Consider the following 22,806-nt stretch of genomic DNA (forward strand, 5'->3'; position numbering starts at 1 on the left):
TACCCGGTTTCACGGGGCTGCCCGTGACATCGTAGACATTGAGTGATTTCAGTGTCGAAGGGGAAGGCCTTGGCAGACAGGGAGAGGGCGTCCGGTTGGTACCAGTGGTTCCCGTTGGGCTGGAATGTCTGGGCGCTCTTGACGCTGACGGGGGCGGTGGCGGTCGGCCTCGTCGGGTGGCGTTGGGCGGCGCCGATCACGGTGCCGATTTGCGCCGATCCGCCCGGGGCACCGGCGTCCGGCTGCATGGCCGGCTTCCCGATCCGGGATCTCGATCTCAGTAGAACAGGAACGATGGCATTGTCCGCGGATGGCGCGCGATTGATGCTGACCACCGCGGATCCACCGGCACTGGTGGCGTTGCGAACGGACGATGGCCGCGAAGACTGGCGCGTGTCCCTGGCGCCTCATCGGGAGGAATCCGTGGCGCTGTCTCCGCGAGGAGACCGCGTGGCGGTTTGGGCCCCCGCGCTGCCGCCAAGGATTCTGTCGATTCCAGATGGGGCGGTTGTCGCCCCGGTGGCGAAGGACATACCCAGCCTGTCCGCGGACGAGCAAAAGCGACGCCTGCCGGCTTTCGATGTGACCTTCGTGCCCAGTGGTGATGCGCTCGTTTTCGGCAGCGACCTGTCGCGACGGCTGCATCCGCTCTCCGGAACTGCCCCGGCGCCGGACCCGGCGGCCGCGGCAATCCAGGATACGGCATGCTCGAGTTCGATCGGGCAGGCGATGGAACTGCACCAGAGCGAGAGCGGCAGGATCGTCAGCCGGGATTTCCGCCTTGCCGTGCTGTTTGGACTCCAGAATGCCGATCGTCCTTCCGGCCGCGGCTCTGCCAGCGGATTCCGCCGGGACTGGCTCTGTGGCGTGGAGTCATTCCTGGTGGTACCGCCGCCGCCCCAGTGGTGGCCCGATCGCGCGCCGAGCGTCCAGATCGCGACCTTCTCACCGACCAACGACAGGGTGGCGCTCGCCTATTCCGACGGCTCCCAGACGTTGATCACGATCTTGGATACATCGGTGTCGGCGCCCAGGGAGAAGGGCGGTGCCGGGGCGTCGGCGCGGTCAAGCGACCGGCGGTGGTCGACCGCCGTCCTGGCCCATTTCCTGATGCGCGGGAGCATGGATTTTGGCCGCGGTCGCATCGGCTGGTCCCCGGACGGCCGCCGCTTCGTCGTCGTGACGTCGGTCGGTGATCAGCGGTCGTATGGGCAGAGACAGTACGAGGCCCGGATTTTCGCCGTTCCCTGAGGCGGGAGCAGGGGCGACATCAGGGCGGGCGGCATCATGGGACCCGAGGGTAGAGTGCCCTGCGGCTTGAAGGCATGGCCCAAGCCCGGGAAACACACGCTGGGGACGCGCCGCACAGCGGCGCGTCATGCTTGTGGTGATCGCGCCGAACGGGTCGCGTGCGATAGCTCGGCTCATTTTCTCAGGAAAGTTGCTTTTTTGTTCTTGTTCTCGGAACAAGAAAGTGCTATAGAGGTTCACGCTGCGCCCTGAGCAAAGCTGTGGAGGGAGGTGCCGGCGTGGCTGTTGAGCTTCTTCTGACATCGGACTTTCTGGCCGTATCTGGCCGTATTTTGGCCTGTCTCGGGCGGCTATGAGACGGTCTGTAAATTACTGAAATAGCTGTGAAAGTGATTAATTGGCCGTAACTGGCCAAGAATTGGCCAACAGAGAAAAGATCGATAACTATTTATATTATAATGAAAAAGTCCTTTTCTGGCCGTGCCGGCGATACTTAATTGATGAAACCCGGGTCGGAGACAGAAGTCGTCCGCACGAAGTGACGGAGCGCAGGCAGCATGAGTAGCCCCACCGGCAGATCGGACACCGAGTGGATGTCCAGTGCGCTGGCGCTCGCGCGGCGCGGGTGGGGTGAGACGTGGCCCAACCCGACGGTGGGGTGCGTGCTGGTCAAGGATGGCGCTGTTCTGGCGCGCGGCCGAACCGGGCGCGGCGGGCGGCCGCATGGCGAGGCCGTGGCTCTGGCGGCGGCGCAGGCGGCGGGTACCGATGTGCGCGGCGCGACGGCCTACGTTTCACTGGAGCCGTGTGCCCATCACGGCCGCACGCCACCCTGTGCCGAGGCCCTGGTCGGCGCCGGCATCGCGCGCTGCGTGGTGGCTACCGGTGATCCCGATCCGCGTGTGGCCGGGCGTGGCGTGGCCATCCTGCGCGCCGCCGGCATCGTGGTGGTGGAGGGCGTCGGCCGCGCCGAGGCCGACGAGATCAGCGCCGGTTTCTTCTGCCGGGTGCAGCAGGGCCGACCCCTGGTCACCCTGAAGCTGGCGACGTCGCTGGACGGGCGCATCGCCACGGCGGTGGGTGACAGCAAATGGATCACCGGAGCGCCGGCGCGGGCGCGCGGCCACCTGTTGCGGGCCGAGCATGACGGCATCCTGGTCGGTATCGGCACGGCGCTGGCGGACGATCCCGAGCTTACCTGCCGGCTGCCCGGCCTCGACAGCCGCTCGCCGGTGCGCATCGTCGCCGACAGCGGCGCCCGCCTGCCGGTCGACTCGGCGCTGGTGCGGTCAGCCCCGGCGGTGCCGCTGTGGCTGATGTGCGCCGAGGATGCCCCGGCCGATAACGTCACGGCACTGGAAGCGTGCGGCGTGATCGTGCGCCGCCTGCCGCGCGGCGCCGATGGTCATGTCCAGCCCGCCGCGCTGCTGCAGGCGCTGGGCGGGCAGGGGATGACCCGCCTGCTGGTGGAAGGCGGCGGCACCCTGGCGGCGGCCTTGCTGGCGGCCGACCTGGTCGACCGCCTGGCGATCTTCCGCGCCGGGGTGGTGATCGGCGGCGACGGCATCGCCGCCATTGGCGGCTTCGGGCTGCAGCGCCTGGCATCGGCGCGGCGTTTTGCGCGATCGTCGCTGGGCGAAACCGGCGACGACGTGCTGGAAACCTGGACACGAGGCGCTTAGGTTCGCCGCCATGTTTACAGGCATCATCACCGACGTCGGCGAGGTTACCGACATCAGGCCGGCGCAAGCTGCCGGCGACACGCGTTTCACCATCGCGACACGGTTCGACATGGATGCCGTGCCGATCGGTGCCTCGATTTGCTGCTCCGGCTGTTGCCTCACGGTGACCAGCAAGGGCAAGGCAGACGGCCGCGGCTGGTTCACGGCCGACGCCTCGGGCGAGACCTTGTCGAAGACCACACTGGGCTCGTGGCAGGTCGGCCGGCGCATCAACCTGGAGCGCTCCCTGAAGCTGGGCGACGAACTGGGCGGGCACCTGGTCTATGGCCATGTCGATGGTGTCGGCCGCATCGTCTCGATGACACCGGAAGGCGGCAGCATCCGCTTCGTGTTCGAGACGCCCGATGCGCTGGCGGGCTTCATGGCGTCGAAGGGGTCGGTGGCGATCGACGGCGTGTCGCTCACCGTCAACGAGGTCGACGCCAACCGCTTCGGCGTCAACATCATCCCCCATACCCAGACCGAGACGACGTTCGCGGGCGCCAAGCCCGGCGATCCGGTCAATCTTGAGGCTGACATGCTCGCGCGGTACGTTGCGCGACTGTTGGAAAGGACACGGTAGATGAGTGTCGTCGAGAAGGAACCCTGGCGCATCACCTTCCAGGAGATGAAGGCGCCGGCCGAGGCCCTGATCGAGGAAGCCCGCCGCGGCCGCATGTTCGTCCTGGTCGACGACGAGGACCGCGAGAACGAGGGCGACTTGGTCATCCCGGCGCAGATGGCCACCGCCGAGGCGATCAACTTCATGGCCCGGTACGGGCGCGGCCTGATCTGCCTCGCCATGCCCAAGGAGCGCTGCGAGCAGCTCGGTCTGCCGCTGATGGCGCGCGACAACGCCAGTCGCCACAGCACCGCCTTCACCGTGTCGATCGAGGCGCGCGAGGGCGTGACCACCGGCATCTCGGCGGCCGACCGCGCCCGCACCGTTGCCGTCGCCATCGATCCCAGCTGCGGGCCGCAGGACATCGTATCGCCCGGCCACGTGTTCCCGTTGATGGCGCGTGAGGGCGGCGTGCTGGAGCGTACCGGCCACACCGAGGCCGCCGTCGACCTGGCACGACTTGCGGGCCTGCAGCCCGCCGGCGTGATCTGCGAGATCATGAACGACGACGGCACCATGGCGCGCCGCGACGATCTGATCCGCTTCGCCCAGCTGCACGGGCTCAAGATCGGCACCATCGCCGACCTGATCGCCTATCGCCGCAAGTACGACTCCATCGTGCGCCGGCTCAGCGAGACCACGATCGACAGCCGCTACGGCGGCGCGTTCCGCTCCATCGTCTACATGAACAAGGCCACCAAGGCGCAGCACGTGGCGCTGGTGAAAGGCGACGTCGCCACCGACGAGCCGGTCCTGGTGCGCGTGCACGCCATGAACCTGTTCTCCGATTCGCTGGGCGAGAAGCTGCCCGGCCGCGGTGGCGAGATCGAAAGCGCCATGCGCCTGATCGCCCGGGAGGGAAGGGGCGTCGTGGTGCTGATCCGCGAGCCGCTCAACGTGCAGATGGCGCTCAGCAAGCGCCATGCCGGGCAGCCGATCGAAACCCCGGTGGGCGAGCTGCGCGACTACGGCGTCGGTGCCCAGATCCTGATCGACCTCGGCATCAAGAAGATGATCCTGCTGACCAACACCAAGAAGAACCTGGTAGGTGTCGGCGGCTTTGCCCTGCGCACGGTCGAGCAGCGCCCGCTGCCGCTGATCGACCCGGAGTCCTGATCCATGGCTGAAGCTCAACGCGGCGCCCGACCCCTCGTCACGCCGCTGCCGGCGGGCGCCCGCGTGCTGATCGTCGAGGCGCGCTTTTATGAGGCGCTCGCCGATGAACTGGCGACTGGCGCGCTGGCCGAACTGGCGCGCCATGACGTCGTCGGCGAACGGCTCGGCGTGCCCGGTGCCTTCGAGATTCCCGGTGCCATCGCCATGGCGGCCGACAGTGGCCGCTACCAGGGCTATATCGCGCTGGGCTGCGTCATCCGTGGCGAGACCTCGCACTACGACTATGTCTGCGGCGAGAGCGCGCGCGGCCTGATGGACCTCACCGTGCGGCGCCGCCTGGCCATCGGCTACGGCATCCTGACGGTCGAGAATGACGCGCAGGCCTGGGCGCGCGCCCGGCGTGGCGAGGGTGACAAGGGCGCCGACGCTGCCTACGCCGCGCTCAGCATGATGGCGCTGCGCCAGACCTACCGGGTGACATCGTGAACGCAGCCGTGCGCAAATCGGAATCGTCGGGCGTCAACACGCGCAGCCTGGCGCGGTTGTCGGCGGTGCAGGCGGTGTTCCAGCTGTTGCAGAGCGACGACAAGGCCAGCGACGTCGTCGACCAGTTCCTGAAGTTCCGCGTCGCCGAGGGTGGCGATGCCGGCATGCCGGCGGAAGCCGACCGGACGTTCTTCAAGTCACTGGTGAGCGGCGTCGAAGCCGACCAGCCGGCGCTCGCGGCGCTGATCGAAGGCGCGCTCGCGAGCGGCTGGACCATGGCGCGCCTGGACCGGCTGATGCGTGCCGTGCTGATGACCGGGGTGCACGAGATGAAGGCGCGGCGCGATGTGCCGGCGCATGTGGTGCTGTCGGAGTACGCCCGCGTCGCCGGCCAGTTCTACGAGGGCAACGAGCCCGGCTTCGTCACTTCGCTGCTCGACCGCGTCGGCCGCCAATTGCGCCCCGACGAGTTCACCGCCCGGGACGCGCAGACACCGAAGGACGGCTGAATCATGCCTTCCCCGGGAGCGCGGGCGTCCCGCCCGCATCGGGCGAAAGCGTCGCTTTCGTCCGACAAGAGCGGGCGGGACGCCCGCGCTCCCAGGATGGGCGAGTTCGAGTTCATCGCCAAGCTGCTGCGGCCCTTGGCGGCGGATTTCCCCGGTGCGTTCGACCTTGGTGACGATACCGCGCGCCTGGCTGTGCCGCCGGGCGAAGAGCTGGTGGTGAAGACCGACGCCGTGGTGTGCGGCGTGCATTTCCTGCCGCCACACGATCCCGGCCTGGTGGCGCGCAAGGCGCTGCGCGTGAACCTGTCCGACCTCGCCGCCGCCGGCGCCCGGCCGCTGGCCTATCAGCTGGCGCTGGTGCTGCCCGACGACATCGACGATGCCTGGCTGGAAGCGTTCTGCGCCGGTCTGGCGGCCGACCAGAAGACCTACGGCATCGCGCTGTGCGGCGGTGATACGACATCGACACCCGGCGCGCTCACCATCGCCGTCACCGCCTTCGGCACGGCGCCTGCCGCCACCACGCCGGGCCGCGGCGGCGCCCGCCCCGGTGATCGCGTGTTCGTCAGCGGCACCATCGGCGATGGCGCGCTGGGCCTGCTGGCCAACACCGGGCGTCTGCCGCAGGCGAGCGCCGCGCATCGCGCCTTCCTCGACGACCGCTACCTGCTGCCGCAACCGCGCCTGGCGCTGGGCCAGCACCTGCGCGACGTGGCGAGCGCCGGGATGGATGTCTCAGACGGCCTGGTCGGCGACCTCGGCCACATCTGTCAGCGCTCCGCCGTGCGCGCCGTGATCGACGCCGACAAGGTGCCGCTGTCGGAAGCGGCCGCAGCCGTGCTCGCCCGCCGCCCCGAACTGCTGGAAACGGTGCTCACCGGCGGCGACGACTACGAGCTGCTGTTCACGATGCCGCCAGGACGATCACTGCCAGCCACCGACGTGGCGGTGACCGAGATCGGGGTCATCGAGTCCGGCAGCGGCGTCGCCGTCGAGCGCCAGGGCCAGCCGCTGCCGCTGTCACGCGCCAGCTACACCCACCGCTGATTCCCTCCCCCAGCTTCGCTGGGGGAGGTGGCCGAAGGCCGGAGGGGGACCCCAGGTGGTCTCTATTACTAAGACCACGTCGGCTCCCCTCCGCCCCTTCGGGGCACCTCCCCACTGCGTGGGGAGGAGTTCATTCCGCCGGCTTCTTCGTCAGGCCGCTGAGGAAGCGGCCGATGTCGATGGGGAAGGGGAAGACGATGGTCGAACTGTGCTGACTGGAGATGCTGCTGAGCGTGCCGAGATAGCGCAGCTGCATGGCCTCGGGCTGGGCGCTCAAGATTCGTGCCGCCTCGAGCAGCTTCTCGGCCGCCTGCTGCTCGCCCTCGGCGTGGATCACCTTGGCGCGCCGTTCGCGCTCGGCCTCGGCCTGGCGCGCGATCATGCGCACCATGCTTTCATTGATGTCGACGTGCTTGATCTCGACATTGGCCACCTTGATGCCCCAGGCATCGGTCTGGGCGTCGAGGATGTCCTGGATGTCGTCGTTGAGCTTGTCGCGCTCGGCCAGCATCTCGTCGAGGTCGTGCTTGCCCAGCACCGAACGCAAGGTGGTCTGCGCCAGCTGGCCGGTGGCCTGCAGGAAGTCGGCGACCTGGATGATCGCCTTGGCCGGATCGACGATGCGGAAGTAGATGACGGCGTTGACCTTCACCGACACGTTGTCGCGCGAGATCACGTCCTGGCTCGGCACGTCGAGCACCACCGTGCGCAGGTCGGTGCGCACGAACTGTTGTACCAGCGGCACCAGGACGATCAGACCCGGCCCCTTGACGCCGGTGAAGCGACCCAGGGTGAAGACGACGCCGCGCTCGTACTCGCGCAGGATCTTGATCGCCGTGGCCAGGAAGGCGACGACGATGACGAGGATCGGCACATAGAAGGCAAGGTCGGACCACACGGGCATGGGCGCAGTCTCCGGTCAGTGGGGGTCGGTGGGCTCGACGTTGAGGGTGAGGCCGTCGAGCGCCGTCACGCGCACGGGCTGGCCCGGCCGCAGCGCGGTGGCGGATACTGCCTTCCAGCGTTCGCCGTGGACCAGCACGCGGCCCGCCGTGTCGCGCCATTCCAGCACCTCGCCACGGCCGCCGATCATCTGCTCGCGGCCGGTGATCACCTGGCGCTTGTAGGCGCCGACCGCGACACGGCCGACCAGCACGGCAAACGCGAGGCCGCAAGCGGCCACGCCGCCGATGACGGACCACGCGACCTCGAACTCGGGCAGGTCGGTATCGATGAGCATCGCGGCACCCAGCGCAAACGAGATCACGCCGGCAATGCCGAGCGCGCCCAGGGTCGGGGTGAACGCCTCCGCCACCATCAGGCCGATGCCAAGGACCATCAGGGCCAGCCCGGCGAAGTTCACTGGCAGCGCGGCCAGTGCGTAGAGGCCGACCAGCAGGGAAATCGCGCCGATGGTGCCGGGATAGAGCGCACCGGGGTGCATGAACTCGAAGATCAGGCCATAGATCCCGATCATCATCAGGATCAACGCTACGTTGGGATTGGTGATGGCGCCGAGGAAGCGGGTGCGCCAGTCGGCATCGAGCCGCTCCAGGGTGAGGTTGCGCGTGTCGAGCGTGACCTTGCCGTTGCCCACGGTCACCGTGCGGCCCTGCGCCTGCGCCAGCAGATCGTCGATGTCGCGGGCGACGATGTCGATCACCTTGCTGTCGAGCGCTTCTCGCGCCGCCATGCTGGCGCCGTCGCGCACGGCCTTCTCGGCCCAGTCGGCGTTGCGTTCGCGCATGTCGGCCAACGAGCGGATGTAGGCGACGGCGTCATTGACGATCTTGGTCTCCATCGGATCGCGTGCCGACTTGCTCTTGTCGCCGCTCTTCCTGTCGCGCCGCTCGTCGTCCTGGCCCGGCATCGGCAGGCCGCCGCCGAGGGAGACCGGCGTCGCGGCGCCGAGATTGGTGCCGGGGGCCATCGCCGCGACATGGCTGGCATACATCATGAACGCCCCGGCGCTGGCGGCGCGTGCGCCGCTGGGACCGACATACATCAGCACCGGCACGGGCGAGGCGAGGATGGCGCGGATGATCTCGCGCATGGAGGTGTCGAGGCCACCGGGCGTGTCCAGCCGCAGGATCACGACGCGCGCACCGCGCTTGGACGCGGTGGCGAGGCCACGCGCTACATAGTCCGACGTCGCCGGCCCGATCGCGCCTTCCACGCTGAGCACGACACCCACGCGATCCGGCGCTGCCGCGCTCGACGTCGCGGCCAGAAGTCCGAGGCCAACCGCCAGCAGCCAAAGCCACCGCCGCATGTGCAGGCCCTCCAAGACACTGATGTGAATGTAGGGAGTCTAGACGCGGTCGAAAAGGCGGTGGGCGGACTTACCGGAACTGTCGGCGGGGTGCTGCGTTGCAATAAACTGATTGCCGGCAGACTATGCGATTCTCAACCTCGCGTGGAGAGCGGACCCTATGGCGAGTGAAACGCTGCACGAAGATCCTGAAAAACTCGGCCCTCTTGCGATTGACCAGCATCGCGCGATCGTATCTCTGATGGAGGAACTCGAAGCGGTCGACTGGTACAACCAGCGCGTCCAGGCCGCGACCGACGACGAACTGCGCACGATCCTGGCGCATAACCGCGACGAGGAGAAGGAACACGCCGCCATGGTGCTGGAGTGGCTGCGGCGGCGCGATCCGGTGCTGGATGAGCACCTGCGGACCTTCCTGTTCAGCGAGGGACCAATCGGTGCGAAGGAGGCTGCGCTGCATGGCGAGGGCGACACAACGACGGCGCCCGCCGGCAGTGATGGCAGCCTGGGGATCGGCAGCTTGCGGGGAGTGAACAAGCGATGAATCATCTTTATCGCGAACTTGCGCCCATCTCCTCGGCGGCGTGGCAGGAGATCGAGAAGGAAGCCAAGCGGACTCTCACCACCACGCTGGGCGCGCGCCGGGTGGTCGACTTCGTCGGTCCGCAAGGCTGGCAGGCGTCGGCGGTCTGCACCGGCCGCAGCGAGGCCATCGCGGCGCCGGCCAGCGGCATCGAGGCCAGGGTTCGTCAGATCCAGCCGCTGATCGAACTGCGGGTGCCGTTCGAACTCAGTCGGGCCGAACTCGATGCGGTCGAGCGCGGCGCCCAGGATTTCGACACCGACCCGGTGATCCATGCCGCGCGCACGATCGCCATCGCCGAGGACCGCGCGATCTTCCACGGCTACGCGGCGGCGGGCATCCAGGGCATCTGCGAACTTCAGGCCGACGTCGGCATTCCCATCAGCGACGACTACGAGGCCTATCCGGTGGCTGTGGCGACGGCGCTCAACAAATTGCGCAACGAGGGTGTCAGCGGGCCTTACGCCATCGCACTCAGCGAGCGCTACTACACGGACCTGACGGAAAGCACCAAGGGCGGCTATCCGGTGCTCGAGCACGTGCGTCGCCTGGTCGACGGGCCGCTGATCTGGGCACCGGGCATGGATGGCGGTGCCGTGCTGTCGACGCGTGGCGGCGATTTCGAATTGACGGTCGGGCAGGACTTCTCGATCGGCTACCTGGATCACGATGCCAAGCGGGTGCAGCTCTATCTCGAGGAGAGCTTCACCTTCCGCGTGCTGTCGCCCCAGGCGGCGGTGCCGTTCCTGTACGGCGGCCCGCCGGCGCGCTAGACCCCGCAGGGCGAAAACCGGGCAGGGCAGGGACCGCATAGCGGCTTCCCTGCCGCCGTGCTTGCGCCCGGGCGGCAGGCCACTATTGTCGCGCGCCCCATGAGTTCGCCTCCCTCCCAGGTTGCTGCCGGGTCCGGCGCCAGTGTGATCCGCAACGTATTCCTGCTCGCCGTGTGCCAGGCCCTGGCGCAGAGCGGCAACGTGCTGATCATCTCGACCACGGCGCTGGCGGCGCAGACGCTGGAGGGCCGCGACTTCTATTGGACCACCCTGCCGGTCACCCTGCAGCACCTGGGCGTGATGCTGTCGGTGTTTCCGGCCGCCATGATGGGCCAGCGCGCCGGCCGTGCCGTCGGCTTCGGCCTGGGTGCGGTGGGCGGCATGCTGGGCGGTGCGTTGTGCAGCCTCGCGATCTGGCTGGGCAGCTTCCCGCTGCTGTGCATCGGCGGCCTGGCGATGGGCTTTGCGGTCGCCAACATGCAGCTCTACCGGTTCGCGGCCACGGAACTGGCGCCGCCGCACTATCGCGCCAAGGCGATTTCCTACGTGACGTCCAGCGGCGTGGTGGCGGGCATCATCGGCCCGGCGATCGCGCGCCTGACGCCGGAGCTGCTGCCGCAGCAGTTCCTGGCGACCTACATGGGCCTGATCGTCCTGCACGTGCTGGCGTTCGGCGTGCTGCGCCTGATCGAGTTCCCGGCCGTGAAGGTCGAGCAGGGCGGTGGCCCGCAGCGCAGCATGGCCGAGATCGCCACCCAGCCGGTCTACCTGGTGGCCGTGATCGCGGCGATGGTGTCGTTCGGCGTGATGTCGTTCCTGATGACGGCCACGCCGCTGGCCATCGTCGCCTGCGGCATCGACGGCCGGGAGGCGCCGATCACCATCTTCTGGCACGTGATGGGAATGTTCGTGCCGGCCTTCTTCACCGGGCACCTGATCAACCGCTTCGGCGTACTCAACATCATGATGCTGGGCATCGTCACCCTGGTCGCCGCCACGGTGGTCGACCTGGCCGGCATCGACGTCTGGAACTTCCGCCTGGGCCTGCTGCTGGTCGGGGTCGGCTGGAACTTCCTGTTCGTCGGCGCCACCGCGCTGGTGACTACGGCCTATCGCCCGTCCGAGCGCGGCAAGGCGCAGGCGCTCAACGATTTCCTGGTGTTCGGCACCACCGCGACCTCCAGTCTGCTGGCCGGCATCCTGCAGCAGGCATGGGGCTGGAACGCGCTCAATTATCTCGCGCTGCCGCTGGTCGGCATCGCCCTGCTGGCCTTGCTCTGGCTGCGCCTGCGGCCGGGCGCTGCCGCGATCTGATCGTTCGCAGGGCGGTAGCTCTGCGTGGAATGCAGCGTGCAGCCCATTGAAAATGCCGGGGAAATCGAGATTCTCTCAGACTTGACGCAGTTGCATGGTTGCAGGGGTTCTGGCATGTTCCGCCCGCCTTGCATCCGGGGGAGTGCCGAGAGGTCCGCCCTTGCGGCTCCGGAAATTGTGCCCGGCGGTCGTTGGGATTCCCCGCGATCATCCATCACTAAAAGCTTGAAAAACAACGGGAAAGACTGATGTCGACGATACTCTGGGCCGTCATAGGTTGCGGCGTGGTCGCCCTCATATACGGCCTCGTAACGGGACGCGCGGTGCTGGCCAAGGATGCCGGCACGCCACGCATGCAGGAAATCGCTCTGGCCGTTCAGGAGGGCGCCAGCGCCTACCTGAAACGCCAGTACATAACCATCGCCATGGTCGGCGTTGTAGTCCTGGTGGTGCTGGGACTGCTGCTCGGCCTGTGGGCCGCCATCGGCTTTCTGATTGGCGCGGTGCTGTCGGGTGCGGCCGGCTTCATCGGCATGAACGTCTCGGTGCGCGCCAACGTGCGCACGGCCGTCGCGGCGCAGAAGAGCCTGGGTGAGGGCCTGGACCTGTCGTTCAAGGCCGGCGCCGTCACCGGCATGCTGGTGGCCGGCCTCGCGCTGTTGGGCGTCGCCGTCTATTACATGGTTCTGCTGAACGCCAAGGTCGACAGCCGTACCATGGTCGACTCGCTGGTGGCGCTGGGCTTCGGCGCCTCGCTGATCTCGATCTTCGCCCGTCTGGGCGGCGGCATCTTCACCAAGGGTGCCGACGTCGGTGCCGACCTGGTCGGCAAGGTCGAAGAGGACTTCCCCGAGGACGATCCGCGCAACCCGGCCACGATTGCCGACAACGTCGGTGACAACGTCGGCGACTGCGCCGGCATGGCGGCCGATCTGTTCGAGACCTATGCCGTCACCACCGTGGCGACCATGGTTCTGGCCTCGATCTTCTTCAAGGACGCGCTGGCCCAAGGCCTGATGCTCTATCCGCTGGCCATCGGCGGCGCCTGCATCATCACTTCGATCATCGGCACGTACTTCGTGAAGCTGGGGTCGGACAACAACATCATGTGGGCGATGTACAAGGGCTTCATCGCCTCCGCGATCCTGTCGGCGATCGTGTTCTACCCGATCACCGACTACGTCGTGGGCATGAAGACGGCAATGACGGTGGGGACGCAGACCTTCACCGGCATGAGCCTGTTCATCTGTGCCCTCGTGGGCTTGGTCGTGACCGGCCTCATCGTCTGGGTCACCGAGTACTACACCGGTACGGGCTATCGTCCCGTGAAGTCGGTGGCGCAGGCCTCGGTGACCGGCCATGGCACCAACGTGATCCAGGGTCTGGCCGTGTCGATGGAAGCCACGGCGCTGCCGGCGCTCATCATCTGCGTCGGCATCGTGGTCTGCTACCTGCAAGCCGGCCTGTTCGGCATCGCCATCGCCACGACCGCGATGCTGGCGCTGGCCGGCATGGTGGTGGCGCTCGACGCCTATGGCCCGGTCACCGACAACGCCGGCGGCATCGCCGAGATGGCCGGTCTGCCCAAGGAAGTGCGCAAGAACACCGACGCGCTCGACGCCGTGGGCAACACCACCAAGGCGGTCACCAAGGGCTACGCCATCGGCTCGGCCGGCCTGGGCGCGCTGGTGCTGTTCGCCGCCTACACCTCGGACCTCGAGTACTTCATCGCGCAGGGCAAGCTGGGCGTGAAGGCGGTCGAGTTCTCGCTGAAGAACCCGTTCGTCGTCGTCGGCCTGCTGCTGGGCGGCCTGCTGCCGTACCTGTTCGGGGCGATGGGCATGACGGCCGTCGGCCGCGCTGCCGGTTCGGTGGTCGAGGAGGTGCGTCGTCAGCTGAAGTCGATCCCCGGCCTGCGCGAAGGCAAGCCGGGCGTGCGGCCGGAGTATGGCCGCCTGGTCGACATGCTCACCAAGGCCGCGATCCGCGAGATGGTCATCCCGTCGCTGCTGCCGGTGCTGTCGCCGATCGTGCTGTTCTTCGTCGTGCGCTGGATCGCCGGCCCCGAGAATGCCTACGCGGCACTCGGCGCCATGCTGCTGGGCGTGATCGTCACCGGCCTGTTCGTCGCCATCTCGATGACGGCCGGCGGCGGCGCCTGGGACAACGCCAAGAAGTCGTTCGAGGACGGCTTCGTGGACAAGGACGGCGTGAAGCACGTGAAGGGCTCCGACGCCCACAAGGCGGCGGTCACCGGTGACACCGTCGGCGATCCGTACAAGGACACCGCCGGCCCGGCCGTGAACCCGATGATCAAGATCACCAACATCGTGGCGCTGTTGCTGCTGGCCATCCTGGCCCACCAGTAAGCGCCACACTTCACGGACAAGATGAAACCCCGGCGGTGCGAACCGCCGGGGTTTTTTCGTTGACGCATGGATCGCATCCTTCAGATGGAGGACGCTTCGGCTGCGAATTGGCGTCACCTTCAAGGTGGCCGACCCAGCCGGACGGACATGAATACTGCGCTCAGCGAGCATCTATTGCCCGGCGAAAAGCTGCTCTGGTCAGGACAGCCGCAGCGGATCGATCGTTGGCGACGACTCAACACGCTGCCCGACCGCACGGGGATGTCGTGGATCACGGCGATCGCGGCGATTAGCGGCGCAGTCGCTACCGTCAGTTACATCGTTACGACCACCGAAGGGCGGTTGCTGTCCTGGCCCGCGATCCTCGCCACGGCGGTGCTCGGCCTGGTTCTGTACGGCAGTATCCGCAAGATCCGGATTGTGATCAGCGGCCTCGGAACCGCCGGCTCCATCACCTACGGTATCACCGATCGGCGAATCTTGTTCGTCGATACCGGCAACCAGAGGAGCCCCCAGTCGATCAGTATCGATCTACTGCCCGAACCCGGTCTGTCGGTGTCGGAAGATGGACTGTACACGATTGTCTTCTGGTGGAAGGACATCAAGGCCATCGGCTCGCTTGAGAGAGCGGCTGTCCTGAACTCCCTGCGCGACGGTCGTCCGCTGACGCCGACATTCAACCAGGCTCAGGCTTTTCGATCTGCCGTGGAGCAGGCCGGGTTCAAAGTGCGGAGGGGCGGCAGGCAATACCCGCCGCGCTTCGAGAACATCACGGACGGGCCGGCGGCGCTACGGTGTGTCCAGGAAGCAAGCGAGCGCCAACGCCAGCTCACTGCAGTGCAATGAGTGCTTCGTTCGTCGATCGTCTTAAAAATTACAATCAGATCAGACTATTAGCAATCGATCCTGAGATCTCACTGTCATTTGCCCTTGGGCGCTGCGAAGCGACCGACGTTGCCGAAGATCTGCTCCAGGATCGTGAGTTCCTTGCCGGCTGTCGGCGTCTTGCGGCCGACCATGCCCGGGTCCTTGGCGTCGTCCGGGCCGAAGACCTTGATCTCGCGGATGCGATCATTGTCGCCGAAATAGATCGCCGTCACCTTCTGCTCGGCCATCTTCGGCTCGAAGAACGCCACCGCCTCCTGGCGCTGGCTGATGTAGTACCAGACGTTGTTGTCGAAGCTGGCCACGGTGGACGGGCTTCCGAGCAGGCGCAGCACGTCGTCTCGGCTTTGCGTGCCGACCTCCAGCTTCTCCATCGTGCCCGGCGTCGGCACGTGCCCGCGCACGTCGGTGATCGGATCGCAGGCTGCGACGACCAGGGCACCGGCGGCCAGGATGGCGACGGAAGGTGACAGTACGCGATAGAGGGGAGTACGGCGCATTCGGGTTGCCCCCGGCTTGATTAGAGACATTGGCAGGCCTAAAGGACCCGCCGGGCGCCGGCACAATGCCGATGGCTCCAGGGCAAGTCAAATCCTGACAGGACCACGACCATCCATGTTCGGTCTGCTACGCCGACAGTCACCGCACCGTGACACTGCTGAACGGCTCTACACGGCCATCGCGGCACAGTCGCGCCAGCCGGTGTTCTTTGCCGATCTGCAGATACCCGACACCGTCGACGGCCGGTTCGACGTGCTGGCCCTGCACGCCTGGATGGTGATCGACCGGATCCGGCCGGAGGCCGACGGCGAGGCCGTGGCCCAGGCCTTGTTCGACGCCATGTTCGCGCACCTCGATTTCGCCGTCCGCGAGATGGGAGCCCAGGATCTCGGCGTCGGGCGGCGGATCAAGGTGATGGCCGAGGGGCTGCACGGTCGCGCACTGTCTTTCCGGACAGCGATCGCCGACCCCGATCCCGCCGTCCTGCATCGTGCCTTGCGCCGCAACGTCTTCGGCAAGGCCGAGGTCGGTGACGATAGCGTCGTCCGGCTGGCGGGCTATGTACGTAACAGCGTGGCGGCGCTGGCGGCCCTGGAGCAGGATGGCCTGAACGGCGGCGTCCTGCCGTGGCCATCGGTGTGAGGATCGCCCATGTATGTCGACCGCAACCCCGATATCGAACTCTCCCGCCTGCTGCGGCTGGATCGTGTTCCGCCGGCCGGCGCGTCGCTCGACGTCGCGGCGAGCGATCTCGAGCGCGAGGCGCTCGTGCGGCGGTTTGGCGTGTTGGCACTGCCCGAGATGGTTGCCACCGTCACGCTCAGTCCTGAAGCCAACGGCCGCTGGCGGGTCGAGGGGCGCCTGCGTGCCCTGGTGGTGCAGGCGTGCGGCATTACGCTCGAGCCGGTGGAGCAGCGCATCGATGAAGGCTTCCTTCTGCGCTTCAGTACCGATGCCGAGGAAATCGATCGCGACAGCGGCGAATTGATCGTCGACAGCGACGCCGCCGAGCCCCTGGAGGGCGACTCCCTGGACCTGGGCGAGATTGTCGCAGACCAGTTGGCCTTGGCGATCGATCCGTTTCCCCGCAAGCCCGGCGCCCAATTGACCGATATTCTGCCGGCACAGCCCACGGGATCGGCCAGTGACAGTCCCTTCGCGCCACTGGCAGCCCTGAAAAGGGACCGCAAGGGGCAAGCGTGAGGTAAAGTCCTTGCCGCCCCGACGGCTTTTGGCTAGGAAGGCGCCCTTGCGACAACCCGCCCCGGATTTCGAGACGCTGGGACCTGCGGCGTCCGCATTGGAGATTGTGTTATGGCCGTTCCCAAGAAGAAAGTGAGCAAGTCGCGACGCGACATGCGACGCTCGCACCACGCGCCCAAGGCCTCGGCCTATGTCGAGTGCGCGAACTGCGGCGAGCTGATGCGTCCGCATCATGTCTGCGGCGCCTGCGGTCACTACCGCAAGCGCGAGGTTGTGACGCAAGCGGCCAGTGCATGAGAGGCTGGGGCCGCTCTAGGGGCGGTCCCGACGCCGCGCGACGATGAGTGCTTCCGGCAAAATCGTCATCGCACTTGACGGGATGGGTGGTGACCGGGCGCCGGATATGGTCGTCCGCGGTGCCGATATCGCGCGACAGCGCTATCCCGACGCCACGTTCCTGCTGTTCGGCGACAAGGCCCGTCTGGAGCCGATGGTCGCCAAAACCCGCTGGCTCAAGACTGCCTGCGAAATCATTGCGGCCGCCGATGTCGTCACCAATGACGACAAGCCGACGGCGGCTCTGCGCAAGCGCCGCTCTTCCAGCATGGGTATGGCCATCGACGCGGTGGCCGAGGGGAAGGCCGACTGTGTCGTGTCGGCCGGTAATACTGGAGCCTTGCTGGCGACGGCCACGGTCGGGCTGCGCATGCTGCCGGGCGTTCGGCGTCCGGCGCTGTGCTCATTCCTGCCCACCATGCGCGGCGAGACAGCCATGCTCGATCTCGGCGCTAACCTGCAATGCGACGCGAACAACCTGATCGAGTTCGCCGTCATGGGCTCGGTCTTTGCCAAGAGTGTGCTGGGCATCGATGCGCCGACCGTCGGTCTACTCAACGTCGGTGCCGAGGAAGGCAAGGGCAACGAGACCCTGCGCGATGCGGCAGCCATGCTGCGCGTCGAGGACAGCCCGGTCGTCTTTCACGGCTTCGTCGAAGGCGACGATATCGGTGCCGGAACCGTTGACGTCGTGGTCACCGACGGCTTCACTGGCAATGTCGCGCTGAAGACGATCGAAGGCACCGCCAAGCTTTACGCGGGCTTCGTGCGCCAGACCTTCAAGACGTCGACCCTGGCCAAGCTCAGCTATGTGTTGTCCAGCAGCGCCTGGAAGAAGTTTGGCCAGCGTGTCGATCCGCGGCGCTACAATGGTGGCGTGTTCCTGGGCCTGAACGGCGTCTGCGTCAAAAGCCATGGCGGCACCGACGAGCTTGGTTTCGCCTATGCACTCGGTGTCGCTGTGGATCTCGCGAAATACCACTTCAGCGACAAGGTGGTCGAAGAGTTGAGTCTCTTCCGTCGAGCGCTCGGCGAGGTGCCGGCCGCCGCGGCAGGTGGCGTGGTGGGGGCAGCATGATCCGGTCGATCGTCGAAAGCTGCGGCACCTACCTGCCCGAGCGCGTGATGACCAACGAGGAGTTGGCGCGCAAAATCGACACGTCCGATGAATGGATCGTGCAGCGCACCGGGATCCGCACACGGCACGTCGCTGCCGAGGGCGAGTTCACGTCACATCTGGCCACGAAGGCAGCTGCCAAGGCACTGGAGCGCGCCGGCGTTGCGGCTTCGGATCTCGACCTGATCGTACTGGCGACATCAACGCCGGATGAAACCTTCCCCGCCACCGCCACCGCCGTGCAGGCCAATCTGGGCATGACCCGGGGGGCGGCCTTCGACGTGCAGGCGGTCTGTTCCGGGTTCGTCTATGCATTGTCGGTCGCCGACAGCATGATCAAGAACCGCATGGCCGGCACGGCCCTGGTCATCGGTGCCGAAACCTTCTCGCGGATCCTCGACTGGAACGATCGCGGCACCTGCGTGCTGTTCGGCGATGGCGCGGGCGCGGTAGTGGTGAAGGCGGGCGAGGGCCAGGGGACGGCCGCAGACCGGGGCATCCTGGCCTCGACGCTGCATTCCGACGGGCGCCATCACGACCTTCTCTATGTCGATGGCGGACCCTCGTCGACCCGGACCACGGGCTACCTGCGTATGCAGGGGCGCGAGGTGTTCAAGCACGCCGTGACCAACCTGGCGGCCGTGGTGGGGGAGTCCCTGCAATTGGCGGGTCTGGCACCTCAGGATGTCGATTGGCTGGTGCCGCACCAGGCGAACAAGCGCATCATCGACGGCACCGGCCGGAAGCTCGGCCTGTCCGGTGACAAAGTCGTGGTCACTGTCGATCGCCACGCCAACACATCGGCGGCATCGATCCCCCTGGCACTGGATGTGGCCATCAGCGATGGTCGTATTCAGCGTGGCCACGTGGTCCTGCTGGAGGCCATGGGTGGCGGGTTGACCTGGGGTGCCAACGTTATTCGTTGGTAGATCAATAGGTTATCGATGTTTTAGAACGTCATGTGATATTATATGCGTGTTATTAATTAATGCAGCTGCAGATAATCTCAATTCAAGATAAACTTGAAGATAAGTTTTAACGTTAGATATCCCCGGTAACGGCCTAAAATCAGGTTGTTTAGAGGGGTTTCTTTGATATTTAATGAACCTCGTGGAGGAAGCGCGGTCTCCACCGGTGATTGAGGGAACGCCGGCACGGATCCGCGACCTGACTTCCAGATGTCATGAGAGCCTGCTTTGTTCTCGTCGACACTATGATGCAAGGGGGGTAGCCATCTCCTTGTTATTGACGCATTTCCAGTTTCAGATTAAGGTTTAAGTGGGGAAGGGGAATGCTGGATGGATCAACGGACGATCACCCGCGCTGATCTCAGCGAAGCGGTGTTCCAAGAGGTCGGTTTATCTCGAAACGAATCAGCAGACCTTGTCGAGGTCATTCTCGCCGAGATCGCTGCATCGTTGGCGCGTGGCGAGACCGTGAAGATTTCCAGTTTTGGCAGCTTCACCGTTCGCGACAAGGGCCAACGGATCGGCCGTAATCCAAAAACAGGTCAGGAAGTTCCAATCCTGCCCCGGCGTGTCCTCGTCTTCCGTGCGTCGAATGTGTTGAAATCGAGAATAAATAACACGGCGCCAACGACGGTTGATGTGGAAGGTGAATAATGGTCACTGCCAGCGCATCCATGCCGGAACGTCGGCTCGAGAAATCGGCCCATGCGTTCCGCACAATCAGTGAAGTTGCGACCGAACTCGACGTGCCGCAGCACGTTCTGCGGTTCTGGGAAAGCAAGTTCAGCCAGGTCCGTCCGCTTAAACGCGGTGGCGGGCGCCGTTACTATCGGCCAGAGGATATCGACCTGCTGCGTCGAATCCGCTCGCTGCTGTACGACGACGGCTACACCATCAAGGGCGTGCAGCGCCTGTTGAAGGAAAGCCGGGGGCGCCTCAGCCAGCGTGACGGCCTTGCCGCGCTGCCCGAGCCACGCCTCGTCGAGGTCGACGCGCCCCGGGCTGAGCTGCCGCGGACGGGCCCGCAGCCGTCGACGGAGCGTCTGCTGCCGCGTACGGCCCGCGTCGATCCCGGCAAACGCCAGGAGATCGAGACCGTTCTGGAAGATCTGCAGAACGCGCTCGAACTGCTGCGCAAGACGCTGCACACGTAAGGCACGTCAAGAAACACATGGTGTCGTCGTGCGTGACGGCACCGTGTCGTCTTTCGCATACGAAGCATTGCAATCCGCAGACGGGAAGGGCTATGGTCCGCCCGCTTTGACGCCACGGAAGTGGCGTCTGCACCCGGTCGGGGCGTAGCGCAGTCTGGTAGCGCATCAGTCTGGGGGACTGGGGGTCGTCGGTTCAAATCCGGCCGCCCCGACCAATCATCTCAAGGGCTCAACCAGTTTCCTTGATCAACACGGAAGGCCTACCTGTGCCTTCTGTGCGTTCACTAATGTCACTGTTCACGGCCCTCAGAGAGGGCCGGCAGCGTCAGTCGACCAGGGTCATGCGGTGGCTGATGCCCGGTGACATCTTCAGATCGAGTGCCTGTTCGACCGCGGCGCGCCCCGATGCCGTGAGCTTGCAGACAAGCCAGTCGGGCTTCAGTGGATTGCTGAACCACGGTTCGGCCCAGCCGCGCTCAATGCAGTGGCGAACGATCGATGCCTCGAACTCCTGGCCGTCGAGGTCGAACAGCGGCAGCTTGCCGCCAGGCTGGTTCAAGCCGCGTCTGAGATAAGAAATCTCTCTATCATTAATAAAAACAGTATCTTGATGGTCGATATTCGATTGATTTATTAACTTCGATGCTGGCCGCGCCAGCTTACGTGCAGCACCCATGATTGACCCCATGCAGAACGCATCCCCGCTGAAAGAATACTCGACAACCATATGAAAATAAAACAAAAATCCTGATTGGCGGTGGTTGGTGCCCAAATCACCGCATGTAGTGGCGAGCGGAGGAGCGCATGTCCCAGGTGTTGTTCGTTTACGCCACGGCGAGTGATGCCGCGGAGGCCGAGCGCATCGGCGAGGCCGTGGTTGATGAACGCCTGGCTGCCTGTGCCAATGTCATCGATGGCATGCGATCGATTTTCCGCTGGCAGGGCAGTGTGCAGAAGGGGCGTGAGGCGATCCTGATCCTGAAAACCCGCGAGGATCTGTTCGACGAGCTCAAGCAACGGATCGTCGAACTGCACTCCTATGAGCTGCCGTGCATCGTGGCGATGCCGGTCACCGTGGGGCACGAGCCGTTTCTCGACTGGGTTGCCAGCGAAACCGGGCCCAGCGAGATGGTCTGAGGCGATACGCAATACGGCGATGCATCGCCGGTGATTGTTTGCCCTGCGACATATGCCCAAGATGCGGGCAAATAAAATTGCCGGGCATGCGAGTGCCCGCTGATCGAGTAACCCCCGATGTCCACTCTGTCGCCACCCGCGCCGTCCGCACGCATCGCCAACGAGGGGCTGATTCTCGGCTACTCCTCGATGGGCCATGCCCTGATGCACTACATGGCGGCCTTCTTTCCCTACATCGCCGTGGGCATGGCAGCGTCCTGGGGCGAGCCGGGCAAGCCGCTCGATCACCAGGTTGTCCTGCTGCCGCTGTGGCAGCTGGCGGCGTTCCTGCTCGGCCTGGTGGCATTGCCGTCCGGCTGGCTCAGCGATCGCTGGAGCGCGCCCGGCATGATCGTGGTGATGTTCATGGGCATGGGCGTATCGTCGATCGCCTGTGCGTTTGTGCCCGACCGGGATTTCCTGCTGCTTGAGCTGGCGATGGCGGCACTGGGGGTATTCGCGGCGATCTACCATGCCGTCGGTATCGCCTGGGTGATGCGCAACTCCTCGCGTCCGGGCCACGCAATGGGGATCAACGGCGTTTTCGGTAGCGCCGGCCTGGCTGCGTGCGGCGCCGTGACGGGACTGCTGATCAACTTCTTTTCGTGGCGGGCGGCTTTTCTCGTACCCGGCGTCGTCTGCCTGATCATCGGCCTGGGGCTGCTCTATCATTGGAAGACCGGCAGGGTGAGTGATCGGCCGATGCCGGCGATGACCGGCAAGGCGCCCAGCCGTGGCGATCTGGTGCGGGTGTTCATCATCCTGACGGTCACGATGTTCGCCGGCGGTGTCATCTGGCAGGCGATCCAATATGGTGCACCCGGGTTGTTCGAACAGCGCATGGCCACCGAGATCGACTGGCTGCAGACCGTGACCAACGGGCAGCTCGCGGCAGAAGCCAAGAAGATGGCTTTCTGGGTCGGTCTGTTCGGCTCGGCCGTCTACCTCGCCTCGGGCGTTACCCAGTATTTCCTGGGCGGCCTGTCCGACCGCTATTCACTGAAGACCGTCTATACGATCTGCGCGTTCCTGCAGATCCTGGCCATGGTGGGCCTGGGGTTGCTGCCGGGATACGGCGTCCTGGTGGCAGCGATGGCATCGGCCATCATCAGCTCGGCCTCTGGCCCGGCTGAGAACCTGCTGATCGGGCGCTATACGCCGACTAAGTATCACGGTCTGGGCTTCGGCGCGAAGTTCATCGTCGCGTTCGGTGCCGGTCCGGTGGCGATCTGGCTGATCGCGCACCTCAAGGCGCTCACCGGAAGCCTGGAACTGCTGTTCCTGGGCCTGGCGGCAACCGGCGTACTGGTGTGGCTCGTGGCGCTGATGCTGCCGTCAGGCGACAGCAAGCCGGCGGCCTCGCCGGCAGTGCCACGTCCTGTACCGGCTGAATAAACCGGACG

At 65.8% G+C, this 22,806-nt stretch carries 25 protein-coding genes and 1 tRNA gene; 22 read left to right on the forward strand and 4 right to left on the reverse strand.

Annotated features, from left to right (window positions below; genetic code table 11):
• Positions 1 to 114 precede the first annotated feature (114 nt).
• From FQU96_RS21260 to thiL, 7 genes are all read left to right on the forward strand, one after another.
• On the forward strand, positions 115 to 1,251 hold the full coding sequence (locus FQU96_RS21260; protein ID WP_146543325.1) for a hypothetical protein: 1,137 nt from the start codon (positions 115 to 117) through the stop codon (positions 1,249 to 1,251).
• 557 nt (positions 1,252 to 1,808) lie between these two features.
• Positions 1,809 to 2,933 (forward strand): bifunctional diaminohydroxyphosphoribosylaminopyrimidine deaminase/5-amino-6-(5-phosphoribosylamino)uracil reductase RibD, encoded by a 1,125-nt coding sequence (ribD, locus tag FQU96_RS21265; protein WP_218574789.1) that lies wholly within the window; start codon positions 1,809 to 1,811, stop codon positions 2,931 to 2,933.
• Positions 2,934 to 2,943: 10 nt separating this feature from the next.
• Positions 2,944 to 3,555, forward strand: coding sequence for a riboflavin synthase (locus FQU96_RS21270; RefSeq protein ID WP_146543326.1), 612 nt, complete (start codon positions 2,944 to 2,946; stop codon positions 3,553 to 3,555).
• Positions 3,556 to 3,600: 45 nt separating this feature from the next.
• Complete coding sequence (gene ribB / locus FQU96_RS21275; protein WP_146543396.1) at positions 3,601 to 4,710, forward strand: 3,4-dihydroxy-2-butanone-4-phosphate synthase; 1,110 nt, start codon at positions 3,601 to 3,603, stop codon at positions 4,708 to 4,710.
• 3 nt (positions 4,711 to 4,713) lie between these two features.
• The gene (gene ribH / locus FQU96_RS21280) at positions 4,714 to 5,196 is read left to right on the forward strand and encodes a 6,7-dimethyl-8-ribityllumazine synthase (RefSeq protein WP_146543327.1); all 483 of its coding nucleotides are present in this window, start codon (positions 4,714 to 4,716) and stop codon (positions 5,194 to 5,196) included.
• On the forward strand, positions 5,193 to 5,705 hold the full coding sequence (nusB, locus tag FQU96_RS21285) for a transcription antitermination factor NusB (RefSeq protein ID WP_178130620.1): 513 nt from the start codon (positions 5,193 to 5,195) through the stop codon (positions 5,703 to 5,705). The genes ribH and nusB overlap by 4 nt, the downstream gene beginning before the upstream one ends.
• Before the next feature lie 96 nt (positions 5,706 to 5,801).
• The gene (thiL, locus tag FQU96_RS21290) at positions 5,802 to 6,752 is read left to right on the forward strand and encodes a thiamine-phosphate kinase (RefSeq protein WP_146543329.1); all 951 of its coding nucleotides are present in this window, start codon (positions 5,802 to 5,804) and stop codon (positions 6,750 to 6,752) included.
• A 130-nt stretch (positions 6,753 to 6,882) separates the two neighbouring features.
• Here thiL and FQU96_RS21295 read toward each other — a convergent pair whose 3' ends face one another.
• Positions 6,883 to 7,656, reverse strand: coding sequence for a slipin family protein (locus tag FQU96_RS21295; RefSeq protein ID WP_178130621.1), 774 nt, complete (start codon positions 7,654 to 7,656; stop codon positions 6,883 to 6,885).
• A 15-nt stretch (positions 7,657 to 7,671) separates the two neighbouring features.
• Positions 7,672 to 9,024 (reverse strand): nodulation protein NfeD, encoded by a 1,353-nt coding sequence (locus FQU96_RS21300; RefSeq protein ID WP_146543330.1) that lies wholly within the window; start codon positions 9,022 to 9,024, stop codon positions 7,672 to 7,674.
• A 160-nt stretch (positions 9,025 to 9,184) separates the two neighbouring features.
• Between FQU96_RS21300 and FQU96_RS21305 the strand changes: the two genes are divergently transcribed.
• The 5 genes from FQU96_RS21305 to FQU96_RS21325 all read left to right on the forward strand — a co-directional run bounded on the left by FQU96_RS21305 (position 9,185) and on the right by FQU96_RS21325 (position 14,909).
• Entirely contained in the window at positions 9,185 to 9,568 is a 384-nt protein-coding gene (locus tag FQU96_RS21305) for an encapsulin-associated ferritin-like protein (protein ID WP_146543331.1), read from the forward strand.
• Positions 9,565 to 10,380, forward strand: a complete 816-nt coding sequence (locus FQU96_RS21310) for a family 1 encapsulin nanocompartment shell protein (protein ID WP_146543332.1) — start codon at positions 9,565 to 9,567, stop codon at positions 10,378 to 10,380. Before FQU96_RS21305 ends, FQU96_RS21310 begins: the two co-directional genes overlap by 4 nt.
• A 99-nt stretch (positions 10,381 to 10,479) precedes the next feature.
• Complete coding sequence (locus tag FQU96_RS21315) at positions 10,480 to 11,694, forward strand: MFS transporter (RefSeq protein ID WP_146543333.1); 1,215 nt, start codon at positions 10,480 to 10,482, stop codon at positions 11,692 to 11,694.
• A gap of 248 nt (positions 11,695 to 11,942) precedes the next feature.
• Positions 11,943 to 14,063, forward strand: coding sequence for a sodium-translocating pyrophosphatase (locus tag FQU96_RS21320; protein WP_146543334.1), 2,121 nt, complete (start codon positions 11,943 to 11,945; stop codon positions 14,061 to 14,063).
• A gap of 147 nt (positions 14,064 to 14,210) precedes the next feature.
• Entirely contained in the window at positions 14,211 to 14,909 is a 699-nt protein-coding gene (locus FQU96_RS21325) for a hypothetical protein (RefSeq protein ID WP_146543335.1), read from the forward strand.
• A 74-nt stretch (positions 14,910 to 14,983) separates the two neighbouring features.
• Here FQU96_RS21325 and FQU96_RS21330 read toward each other — a convergent pair whose 3' ends face one another.
• A complete protein-coding gene (locus FQU96_RS21330) occupies positions 14,984 to 15,448 on the reverse strand; it encodes an outer membrane protein assembly factor BamE (RefSeq protein WP_178130622.1) in 465 nt (154 codons plus the stop codon).
• Positions 15,449 to 15,563: 115 nt separating this feature from the next.
• On the opposite strand from FQU96_RS21330, the gene FQU96_RS21335 reads away from it, so the two are divergent.
• The 8 genes from FQU96_RS21335 to FQU96_RS21370 all read left to right on the forward strand — a co-directional run bounded on the left by FQU96_RS21335 (position 15,564) and on the right by FQU96_RS21370 (position 20,442).
• On the forward strand, positions 15,564 to 16,091 hold the full coding sequence (locus FQU96_RS21335) for a ubiquinol-cytochrome C chaperone family protein (RefSeq protein ID WP_146543337.1): 528 nt from the start codon (positions 15,564 to 15,566) through the stop codon (positions 16,089 to 16,091).
• A 9-nt stretch (positions 16,092 to 16,100) separates the two neighbouring features.
• Positions 16,101 to 16,652 (forward strand): DUF177 domain-containing protein, encoded by a 552-nt coding sequence (locus FQU96_RS21340; RefSeq protein WP_146543338.1) that lies wholly within the window; start codon positions 16,101 to 16,103, stop codon positions 16,650 to 16,652.
• A gap of 111 nt (positions 16,653 to 16,763) precedes the next feature.
• A complete protein-coding gene (rpmF, locus tag FQU96_RS21345) occupies positions 16,764 to 16,949 on the forward strand; it encodes a 50S ribosomal protein L32 (protein ID WP_146543339.1) in 186 nt (61 codons plus the stop codon).
• Positions 16,950 to 16,992: 43 nt separating this feature from the next.
• Complete coding sequence (gene plsX, locus FQU96_RS21350) at positions 16,993 to 18,066, forward strand: phosphate acyltransferase PlsX (RefSeq protein ID WP_146543340.1); 1,074 nt, start codon at positions 16,993 to 16,995, stop codon at positions 18,064 to 18,066.
• The gene (locus FQU96_RS21355) at positions 18,063 to 19,034 is read left to right on the forward strand and encodes a beta-ketoacyl-ACP synthase III (RefSeq protein ID WP_146543341.1); all 972 of its coding nucleotides are present in this window, start codon (positions 18,063 to 18,065) and stop codon (positions 19,032 to 19,034) included. The genes plsX and FQU96_RS21355 overlap by 4 nt, the downstream gene beginning before the upstream one ends.
• A gap of 369 nt (positions 19,035 to 19,403) precedes the next feature.
• On the forward strand, positions 19,404 to 19,727 hold the full coding sequence (locus tag FQU96_RS21360) for an integration host factor subunit alpha (RefSeq protein ID WP_146543342.1): 324 nt from the start codon (positions 19,404 to 19,406) through the stop codon (positions 19,725 to 19,727).
• Entirely contained in the window at positions 19,727 to 20,227 is a 501-nt protein-coding gene (locus FQU96_RS21365) for a MerR family transcriptional regulator (protein WP_255468428.1), read from the forward strand. Before FQU96_RS21360 ends, FQU96_RS21365 begins: the two co-directional genes overlap by 1 nt.
• Positions 20,228 to 20,365: 138 nt before the next feature.
• Positions 20,366 to 20,442 (forward strand) — tRNA-Pro (locus FQU96_RS21370).
• Between the two features lie 110 nt (positions 20,443 to 20,552).
• On the opposite strand, the gene FQU96_RS42735 is transcribed toward FQU96_RS21370, so the two are convergent.
• Positions 20,553 to 20,999 carry a hypothetical protein gene (locus FQU96_RS42735; RefSeq protein ID WP_255468429.1) on the reverse strand — a complete coding sequence of 149 codons (447 nt, stop codon included), beginning with the start codon at positions 20,997 to 20,999 and terminating at the stop codon, positions 20,553 to 20,555.
• A gap of 32 nt (positions 21,000 to 21,031) precedes the next feature.
• Here FQU96_RS42735 and cutA point away from each other — a divergent pair, with 32 nt between their 5' ends.
• Together cutA and FQU96_RS21385 are read left to right on the forward strand one after the other, a co-directional pair.
• Complete coding sequence (cutA, locus tag FQU96_RS21380; protein WP_146543343.1) at positions 21,032 to 21,364, forward strand: divalent-cation tolerance protein CutA; 333 nt, start codon at positions 21,032 to 21,034, stop codon at positions 21,362 to 21,364.
• 117 nt (positions 21,365 to 21,481) lie between these two features.
• Positions 21,482 to 22,798 carry an MFS transporter gene (locus FQU96_RS21385; protein ID WP_146543344.1) on the forward strand — a complete coding sequence of 439 codons (1,317 nt, stop codon included), beginning with the start codon at positions 21,482 to 21,484 and terminating at the stop codon, positions 22,796 to 22,798.
• Positions 22,799 to 22,806 lie beyond the last annotated feature (8 nt).

It is taken from the genome of Reyranella sp. CPCC 100927 (genome assembly GCF_007859315.1).
In the GTDB taxonomy this organism is placed as follows: Bacteria; Pseudomonadota; Alphaproteobacteria; order Reyranellales; family Reyranellaceae; genus Vineibacter.